Annotated in this window: 12 protein-coding genes and 1 pseudogene; 7 read left to right on the plus strand and 6 right to left on the minus strand. The window is 72.7% G+C overall.

Features of this window, described 5'->3' with window-relative positions; translation table 11 throughout:
• Window positions 1-13 precede the first annotated feature (13 nt).
• Window positions 14-418: a universal stress protein gene (locus tag K6T13_RS10230; protein ID WP_222894479.1), complete on the minus strand. Its 405-nt coding sequence runs from the start codon at window positions 416-418 to the stop codon at window positions 14-16.
• 117 nt (window positions 419-535) lie between these two features.
• Here K6T13_RS10230 and K6T13_RS10235 point away from each other — a divergent pair, with 117 nt between their 5' ends.
• Window positions 536-946 carry a hypothetical protein gene (locus tag K6T13_RS10235; RefSeq protein WP_222894480.1) on the plus strand — a complete coding sequence of 137 codons (411 nt, stop codon included), beginning with the start codon at window positions 536-538 and terminating at the stop codon, window positions 944-946.
• 16 nt (window positions 947-962) lie between these two features.
• On the opposite strand, the gene K6T13_RS10240 is transcribed toward K6T13_RS10235, so the two are convergent.
• Both K6T13_RS10240 and K6T13_RS10250 read right to left on the minus strand, forming a co-directional pair.
• Window positions 963-2426, minus strand: coding sequence for a glutamate-cysteine ligase family protein (locus K6T13_RS10240; RefSeq protein WP_222894481.1), 1464 nt, complete (start codon window positions 2424-2426; stop codon window positions 963-965).
• A gap of 39 nt (window positions 2427-2465) precedes the next feature.
• Window positions 2466-3422 (minus strand): annotated as a pseudogene (locus K6T13_RS10250) (DUF4192 domain-containing protein).
• A gap of 144 nt (window positions 3423-3566) precedes the next feature.
• On the opposite strand from K6T13_RS10250, the gene K6T13_RS10255 reads away from it, so the two are divergent.
• From K6T13_RS10255 to K6T13_RS10265, 3 genes are all read left to right on the plus strand, one after another.
• Window positions 3567-4874 (plus strand): DNA polymerase IV, encoded by a 1308-nt coding sequence (locus K6T13_RS10255; RefSeq protein WP_222894483.1) that lies wholly within the window; start codon window positions 3567-3569, stop codon window positions 4872-4874.
• 57 nt (window positions 4875-4931) lie between these two features.
• Window positions 4932-7094, plus strand: a complete 2163-nt coding sequence (locus K6T13_RS10260) for a S9 family peptidase (protein ID WP_222894484.1) — start codon at window positions 4932-4934, stop codon at window positions 7092-7094.
• A gap of 148 nt (window positions 7095-7242) precedes the next feature.
• A complete protein-coding gene (locus tag K6T13_RS10265; RefSeq protein WP_222894485.1) occupies window positions 7243-8199 on the plus strand; it encodes a sigma-70 family RNA polymerase sigma factor in 957 nt (318 codons plus the stop codon).
• Between the two features lie 7 nt (window positions 8200-8206).
• Here the strand turns inward: K6T13_RS10265 and K6T13_RS10270 are convergent, their stop codons facing one another.
• Together K6T13_RS10270 and coaE are read right to left on the minus strand one after the other, a co-directional pair.
• On the minus strand, window positions 8207-9505 hold the full coding sequence (locus K6T13_RS10270; RefSeq protein ID WP_222894486.1) for a glycoside hydrolase family 3 N-terminal domain-containing protein: 1299 nt from the start codon (window positions 9503-9505) through the stop codon (window positions 8207-8209).
• A gap of 66 nt (window positions 9506-9571) precedes the next feature.
• Window positions 9572-10156: a dephospho-CoA kinase gene (gene coaE / locus K6T13_RS10275; protein ID WP_222894487.1), complete on the minus strand. Its 585-nt coding sequence runs from the start codon at window positions 10154-10156 to the stop codon at window positions 9572-9574.
• Window positions 10157-10244: 88 nt separating this feature from the next.
• Between coaE and K6T13_RS10280 the strand changes: the two genes are divergently transcribed.
• Both K6T13_RS10280 and K6T13_RS10285 read left to right on the plus strand, forming a co-directional pair.
• Complete coding sequence (locus K6T13_RS10280) at window positions 10245-11843, plus strand: SLC13 family permease (protein ID WP_222894488.1); 1599 nt, start codon at window positions 10245-10247, stop codon at window positions 11841-11843.
• Between the two features lie 10 nt (window positions 11844-11853).
• Window positions 11854-13089, plus strand: coding sequence for an MFS transporter (locus tag K6T13_RS10285; RefSeq protein WP_222894489.1), 1236 nt, complete (start codon window positions 11854-11856; stop codon window positions 13087-13089).
• Between the two features lie 9 nt (window positions 13090-13098).
• On the opposite strand, the gene K6T13_RS10290 is transcribed toward K6T13_RS10285, so the two are convergent.
• Window positions 13099-14052 (minus strand): GlxA family transcriptional regulator, encoded by a 954-nt coding sequence (locus tag K6T13_RS10290; protein ID WP_249423724.1) that lies wholly within the window; start codon window positions 14050-14052, stop codon window positions 13099-13101.
• Window positions 14053-14145: 93 nt separating this feature from the next.
• Here K6T13_RS10290 and K6T13_RS10295 point away from each other — a divergent pair, with 93 nt between their 5' ends.
• Complete coding sequence (locus tag K6T13_RS10295) at window positions 14146-14301, plus strand: hypothetical protein (protein ID WP_222894491.1); 156 nt, start codon at window positions 14146-14148, stop codon at window positions 14299-14301.
• Window positions 14302-14354: the final 53 nt, after the last annotated feature.

Below are 14354 nucleotides of genomic sequence, written 5' to 3' on the forward strand. Positions count from 1 at the left end.
CCGTCCCGCCCGCTCAGGTGTCGGCCTTCACGGCCAGCACGGGGCACTTGGCGTCGAGCAGGATCCGCTGCGCGTTGCTGCCCAGGATCAGCTTGCCGACCGGCGAACGCCTCCGCAGGCCGATGACGATCAGCTCCGCCTCGGCGTCCTCGGCGATGCCGATGAGGTCCTCGGCCGGCTCGAAGCCCCTGACCAGCTGCCGGATCTCGTGCTCGACGCCGGCCTCGGCCAGCCGGGCCTCGATGCGCGACATCTCGGCCTGCGACTTGGCGGCGTCGCCGTCATCGAAGTCGTTGCCCCCGCGGTGGGAGTTGACCACCACGACCTTCGCCCCACGCAGCCGGGCCTCGGCGATCCCGCTCTCCAGCGCCGCCTGACCCTCGGGCTTGGGCACGAAGCCCACCACCACGGTCCCCATTGACCCTCCTCAGCCTGTTTCGCCATCGCTTGCGGTGCACGCTACCGAATCGGGCGCGGCGCGACAGCCTGTGGAGGGCCGGGCTGGACGAGGCCACCGCTGGGGCAGGCTGGGCCGGTGCCCTACCTCGAGGAGCCGGTGTCGCGCGAGACCGCCCTGCTGCTGCGGGAGGCCGTGCGGCGGCACGTGATCGCCGAGCGGCGTCGCCGCTTCGCCGCGCTGGTGCACGTCGGCCGTCCGGGCGGCCGGGAGTGGTCCACAGCAGCGCCCCTCCACGGGAGCGACCACGCCCTGCGGTCCGACGTCATGGCTGCGTTGCTGGGCCTGGTGGGCGACCGCCCTCACCTGGTCTGGCTGACGCGACCGGGCGAGCTCACCCAGCACGATCTCGACGCCGCCTGGCTGAGCGCCGCCGCCAGCGCCTACGCCGAGGCCGACCGCGACCTGTCGTGGGTGGTCGTGACCCGACGCGGGTGGTGGGACCCGCGGAGTGGCACGCGACGCGTGTGGCAGCGGATGCGGCCCTGAGATGGGCCGTGACTCCTCACTCCCAGGTGTGGACCGGCTCGTTGGTGTGCATGTTGGCGCGGTAGTCCTCCAGGGTCCGACGCAACGCGTCGTAACGGTCGAGGTCGGCGCGGTCGTGCATCCGGCGAGCGAACCACTCGGCGCCGTTGGTCCCGGTGAGGCAGCGTTGCTCGATGATCCCCAGCAGCCGGTCGGCCTCCTCTCCCGGCACACCCCAGGAGGAGAGCCCGCCGTGCGCGAGGGTGAGCAGCTTGCGCACGATCAGCTCGGTCACCCGCACCTGGCCGATCCCTGGCCAGTAGACCTGGGTGTCGAGGCCGAACTCCGCGGCCGCGTGGAAGTTCTCCTCCGCCGCGGAGAACGACATCTGCGACCAGAGCGGACGCTCGCTCTCGGCCAGTGCGCGCACCAGGCCGAAGTAGAAGGCCGCGTTGGCCATCATGTCGGCGACGGTGGGTCCGGCGCCCAGGCACCGGTTCTCCACCCGGAGGTGAGGAACCCCGTCGACGGAGTCGTAGACGGGCCGGTTCCAGCGGTAGACGGTGCCGTTGTGGAGCCGCAGCTCCTGGAGCGTGGGCGTTCCCCCGGCCTCGAGGACCTCCAGCGGATCCTCCTCGTCGGTGATCGGCAGCAGTGCGGGGAAGTAGCGCACGTTCTCCTCGAAGAGGTCGAAGACCGAGGTGATCCACCGCTCCCCGAACCACACCCGGGGCCGGACGCCCTGCGCCTTCAGCTCCTCGCTGCGGGTGTCGGTGGCCTGCTCGAACAGCGGGATCCGGGTCTCGCGCCACAGCTCCTTGCCGAGCAGGTAGGGACTGTTGGCGCCCACGGCGATCTGGATCGCCGAGATCGCCTGGGAGGCGTTCCAGTACGCCGCGAACTGGTCGGGCGAGGTCTGCACGTGGAACTGGGTGCTGGTGCACGCGGCCTCGGGGACGATCGAGTCGGCGGTCGTGACCAGCCGTTCCGGCCCCGCGATGGAGATCGTGATGTCCTCGCCCCGCGCGGCCATGATCTGCTGGCTCAGCAGCTTGTAGCGGGGGTTCGGCGTGAGGCTCCCGAGCGCCAGGTGTCCCTCGGCGAGGGTCGGGAGGATGCCGATCATCACCATGTGGGCGCCCACCTCGGCCGACTTGGCCTCGGCGTCGTTGAGGCTGCGGCGCAGGGCGCTCTCGAAGGTCGAGAGCCCTCCCTCGCGCAGCCGAGCGGGCGGCACGTTGATCTCGATGTTGAACTGGCCGAGCTCGGTCACGAACTCCGGGTCGGCGATCGCGGAGAGTGCCTCGGTGTTCTTGAGGGCCGGGTCGCCGTGCTCGTCGACCAGGTTGAGCTCGACCTCGAGACCGGTCATCGGGTCGTCGGTGTCGAAGCGCGCCTCGCGCAGCATCCGGGCGAACACGTCGAGACACCGACGCACCTTCTCGCGGTGCCTCGTGCGGTCGGCGCGGGAGAACTCCTGTGCGGCAACCTCTTCGCCCATGCGCTGACCCTAGGGAGGAAACGGCTCGACGGCGACCCCCTAGGGGCTTGGCCACCGCGTGTCACGGACGTGCTCCCACTCCTCGGGTGAGACAGCGGCCACGAGCAGGTCGGCCACCAGGCGCGCCAGAGAGTGGTCCGGATCGAGTGCTCGTGCCCGGTCCACGGCACACCACGCGAGCGCGCCGTCGCCCGACACCCAGGCCACGAACCCCAGCACCGCCGCCGCGTGGGGCGCCAGGTCGTCCGGAGCCCGGCGGACCAGGTCCGATCACAGTCGGACGTGGTCGCGGGCGCGCTCGCGGCGTACTCCCCACCACGCCACGTCACGGACGTGCGGGACGGCGATGGCCTCGAGCAACCCGGCCGCTTCGTCCGGGCCCGGTGAGGCGCCGGTGTCGATCAGGCGCGCCACCACGTCCTCGACCCACTCCGCCCCGGCGCGCCGCCCGGTCCGTGCGGCCTCGACGAGGGCCACCGCGGCCTCCTCCGACTCCACCGTGGCCGCCAGCGCCCGACGTGACCCGTGCAGGACGCGGCCCTCGAGGATCGCCTGGGCCACGAAGGGGTGGGCCGAGATGTCGTAAGGAACACCGGGACCGTGGGACGCGCGGTCACCCCGCAGCGGGTACCACCGGCCGTCGTGGACCCGCAGTCCGTCGACGAGCTCGACACCGCCCCGCTCCAGCGCGGCGCCGACCCTGCGGAACGCCCGACGCGCCTGCAGGTGGTCGCCGGTGTAGAGCAGCATCACTGCCGCCTGCACGCGATGACGGGTCGCCGGCTCCACCAGCACCCGCGCCACCTCGTGGAGGTCGTGCTCGGCCGACGGCAGGTCCACGCGCGCGTGGAAGGTGCGGCCCGGCCCGACGGTGAGCAGCACCAGCGAGTCGTCGGGGTCGAAGCCGAGGACGACCCGCGCGACGGCGAGGAGGTCCTCGGGGCTGCGGGCGGTCAGGCTGCGCGGTGCGGTGTCGTGGGGGTGCGCGGACGTCATGGAGGCACGCTCCCCCGGTAGACCGACAGCGCGAGCCGACCATCCACGCGGCTGGGGACGAGGCGGACCCGTGGGTGTCTGTGGACGACGGGTGGCCCGAGGGGACGACCGCTGAGCGCGGACGAAGGCGGTACCTTGCCCGGCATGCGGGCCACCGCCTCGTTGCTGCACCTCGACCTCGATGCGTTCTACGCCGCGGTCGAGCAGCGCGACAAGCCGTCGCTGCGGGGCAAGCCCGTCGTCGTCGGCGGTGTCGGCGGTCGCGGCGTCGTGGCGACGGCGTCCTACGAGGCACGGAAGTACGGCGTGCGGTCGGCGATGTCCACCCGCGAGGCCCGGTCCCGCTGTCCCCACGCCGCCTTCCTCAGCGGCCGCTTCCACGCCTACCGCGACACCAGCCGCGCGGTGATGACCGCGCTGCGGGACGTCTCACCGCTGGTCGAGCCGTTGTCCCTGGACGAGGCCTTCGTCGACCTCGAGGCGGCCGACCTGCCCGACCTGACGGTCGCGACGGTCAGCGGGCTGGCCGAGTCGCTCCGCGCTCGTGTCCGTGAGGTGACCGGCGGGCTGACCGCGTCGGTGGGCGTCGGGACCTCGAAGTTCATCGCCAAGGTCGCCAGCGACCTCGACAAGCCCGACGGCCTCGTGGTCGTCCCCCCGGGCGGCGAGGTGGAGCTGTTGCGGCCCATGCACGTCACGGTGATCCCGGGTGTCGGTCCCGCCACCGCCGAACGGCTGCGCCGGGCCGGCATCCACACCGTCGCCGACCTCGAGACCGTGAGCGTGGAAGAGCTGGTGAGGCTCGTGGGCCGCGCCCACGGCACCTCGCTCCACGCGCTGGCCCGGGCCCAGGACGACCGGGCAGTGGAGCCGGAGCGGGAGACGAAGTCGGTGTCGGTGGAGGGCACCTACGACACCGACCTCACCGACCGCCGGCTGATGGAGGGCCTGCTGACCCGGCAGGCGGGGCAGGTGGCCGAGCGCCTGCGCGCGAGCGGCCTCTCCGGGCGGACCGTCACCATCAAGGTGAGGCTCCACGACTTCACCACCCTCAACCGCTCGACCACGCTGCCCTCGCCCACCGACCAGGCGTCGACCATCGGCAGGTTGGCGCGTGGTCTCCTCGCCGAGCTCGACACGTCGGGGGGCGTACGGCTCCTCGGCGTCGGCGTCTCGGGCCTGGCCGACTGGATCCAGGAGGACCTCTTCGGCCCCGACGAGGAGGACCCGGTCGAACCCCCGCCCGCCGTCCCGGGACCCCGGATGTCGCGGTCGTCGTGGTCACCGGGCATGGACGTGGTGCACGCCGACCTGGGACGCGGGTGGGTGTGGGGGTCGGGCCGCGGCGTCGTGACCGTCCGCTTCGAGACCGCGGAGACCGGACCCGGCCCGGTGCGGTCCTATCCCGTCGACGACCCGGCTCTCGAGCCGTGGCGCCCTCCGGAGTCCTGACCGCCGACCGGACTCCGGGGTGAGGCGCCCCACCACCGGGTCTCTAGATTGGCCGCCATGCACGACACCGCCGCCGCCCCACCTGTCGCCGAGCGACGCCCGGTCACGACGACCCACCACGGGCGCACGCGCACCGACGACTACGACTGGCTCCGCGCCAAGGACGATCCGGCGGTGCTGGCCCACCTCGAGGCCGAGAACGCGCACACCCAGGCACGGACCTCCCACCTGGCCGACCTGCGGCAGACGATCTTCGAGGAGATCCGGGCCCGCACCAAGGAGACCGACCTGTCGGTGCCCACCCGGCACCGCGGCTACTGGTACTACGGCCGGACCTTCGAGGGGCGCGAGTACGGCGCCAGCTGCCGGGTGCCGGTGGCCGACACGTCCGACTGGACTCCCCCGCGACCCGCCGAGGACACCGCTCCGGACCAGCCGGCGCTGCCGGGCGAGGAGCTGCTGCTGGACCTCGACGAGCTGGCCGGCGACAGCGAGTTCTTCTCGCTGGGCGGTTCCGCGATCAGCCCCGACACGATCCTGCTGGCCTACGCCACCGACACCACCGGCGACGAGCGCTACACGGTCCACGTCAAGGACCTGCGGACCGGCGAGCTCCTCGCCGACCGGATCACCGGGGTGCTGGGCGGGATCACGTGGGCGCCGGACGGCGAGTCGTTCTTCTACGCGACGGTCGACGAGTCCTGGCGCCCGGACAAGGTCTGGCGCCACCGGCTCGGCACCCTCCAGGACGACGACGAGCTGGTCCACCACGAGCAGGACGGCCGGTTCTGGGTGGGGGTCTCGCGCAGCCGCACGGACCGCTTCGTGCAGCTGATGTGCGGCTCCAAGACGACCACGGAGGTCCGGCTCTGGGACGCCGAGGACCCCGAGCGAGGGTTCTGGGTCTTCGCCGACCGCCGGGAGGGCGTGGAGTACGGCGTGGAGCACGCCGTGCTCGGCGGCGAGGACGTGCTGCTGGTGATGCACAACGCCACCGGCCCGGACTTCGAGCTGGGCGTCGCACCGGTGGCGCCGACCCCGGCGGAGGCGTGGCGCCCGCTCCTGCCCCACGACCCGTCCGTGCGTCTGGAGGACGTGGACGCCTTCGCCGGCCACCTGGTCGTCCACCAGCGCAGCGAGGGGCTGACCCAGCTCCGGATCCTCACGCTCGACGAGACGGGGGTCGCCGACGACCACCTGGTCGAGTTCGAGCGCGAGATCTACACCGTGGGTTCCTCCGCCAACCCCGACTTCGCCTCCCCCGTCGTCCGGCTCGGGTTCGCGTCGCTGACGGTCCCGGCGTCGGTCTACGACTACGAGGTCGCCACCCGCGACCTGACGCTGCTGCGGCGTACGCCCGTCCTGGGTGGCTACGACCCCGACGACTACGAGGAGCACCGGCTCTGGGCCGTCGCCGACGACGGCGAGCGGGTGCCGATCTCCCTGGCCTGCCGACGCGGGGTCCTCGGGCGGGCCCCCGTCCCCGTGCTCCTCTACGGCTACGGTGCCTACGAGGCCTCGATGGACCCGTACTTCTCGGTGGCCAGGCTGTCGCTCCTCGACCGCGGCGGGGTCTTCGCGATCGCCCACGTGAGGGGAGGCGGCGAGCTCGGTCGACGCTGGTACGACACCGGCAAGCTCGAGCACAAGCGCAACACCTTCACCGACTTCGTGGCCTGTGCCCGGCACCTCGTCGACCAGGGGGTCACGGCACCGGACCGGATGGTGGCGGAGGGCGCGAGCGCCGGCGGGCTGCTGATGGGTGCGGTCGCCAACCTCGCACCCGAGCTCTTCTCCGGGATCGTGGCGGGGGTGCCGTTCGTCGACAACCTCACCACCATGCTCGACGCCACGCTGCCGCTGACGGTCATCGAGTACGACGAGTGGGGCAACCCGGAGGACGACCCGGAGACCTACGACTACATCGCCTCCTACGCCCCCTACGACAACGTCGCCGCGCTGGACTACCCTCCCATCCTCGCCGAGTGCTCCCTGCACGACACCCGGGTGCTCTACGTCGAGCCGGCGAAGTGGGTGGCGCGGCTGCGGGCCACCGCCACCGGGCGCCGCGACTTCCTGCTCCGCACCGAGATGGCGGCAGGTCACGGCGGGGTCTCGGGACGGTACAAGTCCTGGCACGACCGCGCGTTCACCCTGGCGTGGATCCTCGACCGTCTCCAGCTGGCCTCCGCGGGCCTGGAGAGCCACCCCTCCGGGTGAAGCACCCCTGAGAACTCCCTGAGATTCGGTCGCCGCCGCAACTTCCGAGGCATCTCACCCGTCGTTTCGGGCAAGGACTCCGAACCACACCTGGGGAATCTCCGGGCCGCCGGAGTCGTTGAGAGAGATGTAGGAAGGGGGCGGGATCATGGCGACACGCACGACCACCGCCGGGACGCGCGAGATCGAGGGGCGCGACAGCGTCGGGCTCTACCTGGACGAGATCGCTCGCAACCCGCTGCTCGACGCCGCCACCGAGGTCGAGCTGGCCAAGACCATCGAGGCCGGCCTGATGGCCGAGCACCTGCTCGCCACCGGTCGCGTCGCCCGCCGCAAGGGAGGCGCACCCATGCGTGCCTCCCAGGAGGAGCTGGAGTGGCTGGCCGAGGAGGGCCAGCGCGCCATCGACACCTTCATCACCGCCAACCTGCGGCTCGTCGTCTCCATCGCCCGCAAGTACGGGCGCGCTCAGATGCCCATGCTCGACCTGATCCAGGAGGGCAACACCGGCCTGATCCGCGCCGTGGAGAAGTTCGACTACGCCAAGGGCTACAAGTTCTCCACCTACGCCACGTGGTGGGTGCGCCAGGCGATCACGCGCGGCATCGCCCAGCAGGCACGCGTGGTCCGGCTCCCGGTCCACGTCGTCGAGGAGCTCAACCAGGTGGGCGGCGCCCGGCGTACCCTCGAGCGGCAGCTGGGTCGCGAGCCCGAGCCCGAGGAGATCGCCACTGAGCTCGGGATGGACATCGAGCGGGTGCTCGACCTCCTGTCCTGGGGGCGTGAGCACGTCAGCCTCGACACCCCCGTCGACGACGACGGCGACACCTCCCTCGGTGACCTGCTGGCCCAGGAGAGCTCGCCCGGTCCCGACATCAACGTCCTCGACCACGAGTCGCGTGACCGGCTCAACGCCCTGGTGGGTCGGCTCGACGATCGCTCCGCCGACATCATCCGGTCCCGCTACGGGCTGGTCGACGGCCGCCAGCACAAGCTCGCCGACATCGGCGCGAAGCACGGCATCTCCGCCGAGCGGGTCCGCCAGCTGGAGCGCGAGGCGCTGCAGCGGCTGCGCCGCATGGGCGACCCCGACCTGGCCGCCTGAGACCGCCTCACCAGGCGGCGGCGCTGAGCGCCGCGGCTGCCTCCCGGGCCCGTTCCGCCACGTCCGGGGCGACCGCGACCTCGGCGGCGGCCCGCTGCTGCCACAGCTGGAGCGCCACGACACGGGCGGCGGCCTCCTCCACCCGCTCCCGCGGGACCTGGCCGGTGCGAATCGCCCGCGCCACCAGGCGGTGGGTCTGCCGCGTGTCGACCGGCATCAGCAGCAGGTCGGCGCCGGCCTCGAGCGCCCGGATCGCAGGGAAGTCCTGGCTGAGGGCGGCACCCATCCCGAGCGAGTCGGTGATGGCCACCCCCTCGAAACCGAGCTCGTCCCGGAGGTGGTCGTAGACCTCGGGTGCCTGGCTCGAGGGCACCCCCGGCGCCAGCGCGGCGACGTCGAGGTGAGCCATCATGATCGCCGGTGCGCCGGCCGCCACCGCCTGACGGAACGGGCGCAGGTCACGACGCCGCAGCTCGCGGAGCGAGGAGCCGAGCTCGGGCAACGTCTCGTGGCTGTCGGCGGTCACCCCGCCGTGGCCCGGGAAGTGCTTGGTCGTGGAGACCACCCCGGCCTCGTTGTAGCCCGCGACGGCCGCGCGGACGGCACGGGCTGCGAGCTTCGGTTCCGACGACGGCGAACGCGACCCGATGGTGGGGTCGGCTGCGCCGATGGTGACGTCCGCGACCGGGGCGAAGACCCACGAGAAGCCGAGGTCGCGCAGCTCCAGCGCCGTGGTCCGGGCGGCATCGGCGACCGCCCGCGAGCCGGAGCGGCGGTCGGCCGCGATGGCCTCGCCGGCGGCTGCGAACGCCGGGAAGTCGGTGGCGATGCCCCGCAGGTGGGCCACCGACCCGCCCTCCTGGTCGACGCCGATCACGGCCGGCCACTCCCGACCGTCGGCCGCGTGGGCGGTCGCGACCGCCCGGGTGGTCGCGCGGACCTGCGCCTCGTCGACCACGTTCTCCGTGGTCACGCTGACGCCGGCCAGGTGCAGGTCCTCCACCATCCGGGCGACCTCCGCCGGGTCGCTGCCGTGGTAGCGACCGACGATGACCTGGCCCGCGAGCCGCTGGGGTCCCCACGCGGCGACGAGGTCCGCGGCCTGGGCCAGCTCGCCCTCGGTGGGTCCCCATCCGGTCGGCTGGTCCGGGTCGGTAGTCGCCTCGGGCTCCTCGGGAGCTCCGGTCTCGGCCGAGCCGCCCTCCCGCTCGGGTGCGGGACCGGTGTCCTCGGCTGCGCCGACGCAGCCGGCGAGCAGGGCACAGCACAGCACCAGCACGGGGAGCAGCAGTCGGGTGGTCCGCACCGGGAGACGCTAACCGCGGCGCGGCGGTACCGGAAAATCCGCCCGGCTGGGACCGAGATTGCGACGTCAGCCGCGGAGCTCGGCGTACACCTCGGCCACGCGCGCCCGGAGCTCCTCCAGCGAGCCGGAGTTGTCGATCACGTGGGTGGCGACGGCGAGCCGCTCCTCGCGCGACGCCTGGGCCGCGATCCGGGCGTCGGCGTCCTGCTCGCTGCTCCCCCGGGCCTCGACCATCCGTCGCCGCTGCGTCTCGGTGGGCACGTCGACGACCAGCACCGCGTCGAAAGAGGCAGCCTGCCCGGTCTCCGCGAGGAGGGGGATGTCGTGCACCACGACGGCGCCCTCGGGGGCCGCGGCCTCCAGCTCCCGGCCTCGCGACCGCACCCGGGGGTGGATGATCGCCTCCAGGACCCGGCGCTTCTCCGCGTCGGCGAAGACCATGGCCCCGACGGCCGGGCGGTCCAGCTCGCCGTCCTCGGTCAGGACCCCGGTGCCGAAGGCGGCCACCACCTCGGCGAGTCCCTCGGAGCCCGGGGCGACGACCTCGCGTGCCAGCTGGTCGGCGTCGATCACGACCGCACCCAGCTCGGCGAGGATCGCCGAGACCGTGCTCTTGCCCGAGGCCACCCCACCCGTCAGTCCCACGCGCACGCGAGCGATCCTAGGGCGCGGACACCGGTGCGCTGCGGGCCGCACCGTGGGTTAGCGTGACCGGAACCACATCTCGGGAGGTGGCCGCATGAGCGGTGTCGTGAAGGAACAGGCGGAGTACGACGTCGAGCCGGCGGGACGGTCGCCGCAGGCGACGTGGGCGTTCCGCGGGTTGGGCATCGGTCTCGCTGTCCTCGTCTACCTGCTGCTCGGCGGCGCCGACCTGTCGCAGGACGGCCGGTTCGTCGCGGCCATCGGCACGCTGATGGCGGTCTGGTGGATGAGCGAGGCCATCCCGCTGTCGGCCACCGCCCTGATCCCGATCGTGACGCTGCCGACCTTCACCGAGCTGACGATCGACGACGCCACGCTCCCCTACGCCGACCCGATCGTGTTCCTCTTCCTCGGCGGCTTCCTCATCGCCATTGCCATGCAGAAGTGGAACCTGCACCGGCGCATCGCGCTGCTCACGCTGCGGCGCGTCGGCACCCACCCGCGCCGGATCATCCTCGGCATGATGATCGCGACCGCGTTCGTCTCCATGTGGGTCTCCAACACCGCCACCACTCTGATGATGCTGCCGATCGCGCTGTCGGTCCTGACCCTGGTGATCGAGAACAGCCGGACGACAGCGGGGGCAGGCATGGACGCAGCCGACCTCAAGGAGCGGCTCGCCGGCCACGAGACCATCCGCGACGTCGTTGACGACCCGGGGGTGCGCGTCTTCGGGGTGGCGCTGCTGCTCTCGATCGCCTGGTCGGCCTCCATCGGCGGCCTCGGCACCCTGCTCGGCAGCCCGCCCAACGCGATCGTGGCCGGCTACATCGGTTCCGAGCTCGGCCGGGACGTGGGCTTCGCGCAGTGGATGATGCTCGGGCTCCCCATCGTCGTGGTCTTCATCGGTATCGCGTGGCTGCTCATCACCCGGGTGATGTACCGCTTCGACCTCGACTCCATCCCCGGCGGCCGGGAGCTGATCGACGACCAGATCTCCGAGCTCGGCCCCATGAGCCAGGGCGAGCGGGTCGTGCTCACGGTCTTCGCGGTCGCGGCGTTCCTGTGGATCGTCCCGGGGGTCCTCTCCAACATCGGCGCGCTGGGCGAGGCGGCGCCATGGCTCGGTGCGCTCGACGACACCGTGATCGCGATCGGCGCCGGCCTGGCCATGTTCCTCATCCCCGGTGACAAGCAGGGGCGGATGACGCTGGAGTGGACCGATGCGGAGGAAGGCCTGCCCTGGGGCGTGCTGCTGCTGTTCGGCGGCGGGCTGAGCCTGGCCGGCGCCGTGGCCGGCACGGGCCTCGACGAGTGGTTCGGCACCCAGGTCGAGGGGCTCGGGGCGCTCCCCATCGTGCTGCTGCTCGCCTGTGTCGTGACCATCGTGCTGCTGCTGACCGAGATCACCAGCAACACCGCCACGGCCGCGACGTTCATCCCGGTGCTGGGGGGTGTCGCGGTCGGCATCGGGGTCGACCCCACCACGCTCCTGATCCCGGCGGCGCTGGCTGCCACGTGCGCCTTCATGCTCCCGGTCGGTACGCCGCCGAACGCGATCGTGTTCGGCAGCGGTGCCGTGCGGATCAGTGAGATGGCGCGGGGCGGGGCCGTCCTCAACGTCGTGGGCGTCCTGCTGATCACCCTGTTCACCGTGGCGATCGGCCCGTTCGCGCTGGACCTGGTCCTCTAGCGTTGCGCCGGTGAGGATCCCCGGCCCGGGCGAGCAGACCCGGCAGAGCCTGCGCCTCATGGGCGGCGCCTCGGCGCTCACGACGCTGGGCTCGATCCCGCCGTTCCTCCTCGGCGCCCAGGCGGTGTGGGTCCGCGACGACCTGGCCGTCGGGCTCGGCGTCTTCGGCGTCGCCGTCAGCGTCTTCTTCGCGGCGGCGGCCCTCGGGTCGCTCGGCGCGGGAGTGCTGCTCGACCGGCTCGGCCGCCGCGCCGGCCTGGCCACGGCCGGGGTCCTGGTGGCGGGTGGCGGCGCAGCCATGGCCCTGCTGGTCTCCGGTCCCCTCTCCCTGCTCGCCTGCATGGCGGTGCTGGGGCTCGGCAACGCGAGCTGCCAGACGGCCGCCAACCTCTCGATGGCCCGCGCCCTGCCGCCGGGCCGGCGCGGCCTCGGGTTCGGCGTCAAGCAGTCGGCGATCCCGCTGGCGATCATGCTGGGGGGCTTGGCGGTCCCCACCCTCGGGGGCCAGCTCGGCTGGCGCAGCACCTTCGTCGCGACCGCCCTGGCCGGCACCCTCGTCCTGGGCCGGGCCGTCGCCAGGTCGGGCGCGAGTGCCTTCCGGCCCCCCGGAGCGGCCGCGGCGGAGCTCGACCGACCACCGTGGGCACCGCTGCTGCTCGCCGGCCTGGGCATCACGTTCGCGAGCGCCGCAGCCAACTTCCTCGGTGCATTCGTCGCCTCGTGGGGCTACGAGGTGGGCCTCAGCGCGACCACGGCCGGACTGCTGATGGCGGCCGGCTCCGCAGGGTCGATTGCCGTGCGGGTGCTGTCCGGTCACCGGGCCGACGCCCGCCAGGGCCGCAACCTGCCGGTGGTGGCCGTGCAGATGTACGCCGGTGCCGCCTGCCTGGTCGGGCTCGCGATCGCGCACGAGTCGACCGTGCTGGTCTTCGGCTTCCTCGCCTTCGCCGTGGGCTGGGCCTGGCCCGGACTGCTGCTGTTCGCCGTGGCCCGCGTCGGCCGCGACACCCCCGCCCGCGCCTCCGGCGTCGTCCAGGCGGGGGCGTTCACCGGCGGTGCGGTGGGTCCGATGGGCTTCGGGGCGCTGGCCGGCCAGGTCGGCTTCCAACCCACCTGGCTCCTCGCGGCGTGCAGCTTCGTGGTGGCGGGGACGCTGGTCCTCCTGGCCCGCCGCGGCTTCCGCGCCGACCTGCTCGCCCGCCCGCCACGCGAACCGCTGGCCCACGGCGGCAGCCGCGTGCGGTGAGCGACCCGCTCAGCTCGCGCGGTCGGTGAAGCTGCGTCGGTACTGCTGCGGGGAGACGCCCCGGAACCGGCCGAAGTGGTGGCGCAGGGTGGCGGCGTTGCCGAAGCCCACCTCGGCGGCGATCCAGTCCACGGAGTGGTCGGTCCGCTCCAGCAGCTCCTCGGCGGCCTGCACCCGCTGCCGGGTGACCCAGGCGTGCGGGGTGGTTCCGGTCTCGTCGCGGAAGCGCCGCGCGAACGTGCGCGGGGACATGTGGTTGCGGCGTGCGAGCGCCTCGATGCCCAGGTCCTCGGCCAGGTTGTCCGTGATCCAGGTCAGCAGCGGGCCCAGGGTCTCCGCGTCGCAGTCGGGCACAGGACGGGCGATGAACTGGGCCTGTCCGCCGTCGCGGTGGGGCGGAACCACGATCCGTCGCGCCGTCGCAGCCGCCACCCTGGCACCGAACTGCTGCCGCATCAGGTGCAGCGAGGCATCGATGCCAGCCGCGGATCCCGCGCCGGTGATCAGGTTGCCGTCCTGCACGTAGAGGACGTCAGGACGAACCTGCGCCCGGGGGTAGAGCCGCTGCATGGTCTCGGTGTAGCGCCAGTGGGTGGTGCACTCCCGACCGTCCAGCAGGCCTGCGGCGGCCAGCTCGAAGGCGCCCGAGCAGTGGGCGTAGACGAACGCCCCCCGGGCATGTGCTGCGCGCGCGACGTCGAGCACCGCCTCGTCGTGCTCGAGGAAGGCGTACTTCGGCGAGAGGCAGACCAGGTCGGCGTCCTCGGTGGCCTCGAGCCCGTGCTCGACCACCAGGTCGAACCCCGCCCGGCCGCGGACCCGCCCCGGCCGGGGGGCGCACACCCGGAAGTCGAAGACCGGGGTGCCGTCGTCGGGGTGGTGGGGCTCGCCCCACACCTCGACCAAGGATCCGAGCCCGAACGGCTCCACACCGTCCTGCACCACGACAGCCACTGTCTGCACGCGACCATCGTGGACCATCAATGGCAGAAAATCAATGCACCCTGTCATTCCTGCCACTCGTGGCCGGATCACGATGCACGCAGAATTACTGCCATGTTCGAGCTGTTGTTCTTCCTGGGACTGGTCGCCGTCACCGCGGTGATCGGTGCGGCCCTGCGCGACATCCACGACGACGACCCCACCCGGTCCGCCGCCTACACCCCGCCCGCCAGCCACCCCGACGACGTGTTCGTCCCGCACCACCGCTGAGGGCACCTACACCGACGAGACCGCCCCGGGAGCCAGGCTCCCGGGGCGGTCTG

It is taken from the genome of Nocardioides coralli, from assembly GCF_019880385.1.
In the GTDB taxonomy this organism is placed as follows: Bacteria; Actinomycetota; Actinomycetes; order Propionibacteriales; family Nocardioidaceae; genus Nocardioides; species Nocardioides coralli.

Coding starts and splice junctions, on each gene's coding strand:
- K6T13_RS10230 (WP_222894479.1), bottom strand. CDS start 418: ATGGGGACCGTGGTGGTGGGCTTCGTGCCCAAGCCCGAGGGTCAGGCG.
- K6T13_RS10240 (WP_222894481.1), bottom strand. CDS start 2,426: ATGGGCGAAGAGGTTGCCGCACAGGAGTTCTCCCGCGCCGACCGCACG.
- K6T13_RS10255 (WP_222894483.1), top strand. CDS start 3,567: ATGCGGGCCACCGCCTCGTTGCTGCACCTCGACCTCGATGCGTTCTAC.
- K6T13_RS10260 (WP_222894484.1), top strand. CDS start 4,932: ATGCACGACACCGCCGCCGCCCCACCTGTCGCCGAGCGACGCCCGGTC.
- K6T13_RS10265 (WP_222894485.1), top strand. CDS start 7,243: ATGGCGACACGCACGACCACCGCCGGGACGCGCGAGATCGAGGGGCGC.
- K6T13_RS10280 (WP_222894488.1), top strand. CDS start 10,245: ATGAGCGGTGTCGTGAAGGAACAGGCGGAGTACGACGTCGAGCCGGCG.
- K6T13_RS10295 (WP_222894491.1), top strand. CDS start 14,146: ATGTTCGAGCTGTTGTTCTTCCTGGGACTGGTCGCCGTCACCGCGGTG.